Genomic DNA, 388 nt, shown 5'->3' on the forward strand with positions numbered 1-388 from the left:
AACCCCGGCCCCGGCGCGGCGGACCAGAACGCCGGCGAGGCAACCGTGCCCCCGGTCAACATGATCACGCCGCAACTGCTGCGGGTGGAAAAGGAAAAGCGCGACAAGGATGCCGGCGCCGACATCAGCCAGCTGCTCACGCCACCGACGCCCTACACCATCGAGAGCGGCGACCAGATTTCCATCGTCGTCTGGGACCATCCCGAACTCGGCGGCGGCGCCCTGACCGCCAACGCCGCAAGCATGGCCACCGGCGGCTTCAATTCCACCATGCCGGTGACGCCCGCAAGCTTCGTGGTGAACCAGGATGGCGCCATCCAGTACCCCCACGTCGGCATGCTCAAGATCGCCGGTCTGACCGAGCCGCAGGCGCGCGAACTCCTGACAA

At 67.3% G+C, this 388-nt stretch carries 1 protein-coding gene; it reads left to right on the forward strand.

Annotated elements, in window-relative coordinates; translation table 11 throughout:
• The coding region (locus tag JK635_RS17630) for a polysaccharide biosynthesis/export family protein (protein WP_202655259.1) at positions 1 to 388 on the forward strand (388 nt) is incomplete at both ends.

The organism is Neobacillus paridis (genome assembly GCF_016765675.1).
In the GTDB taxonomy this organism is placed as follows: Bacteria; Bacillota; Bacilli; order Bacillales; family Cytobacillaceae; genus Neobacillus; species Neobacillus paridis.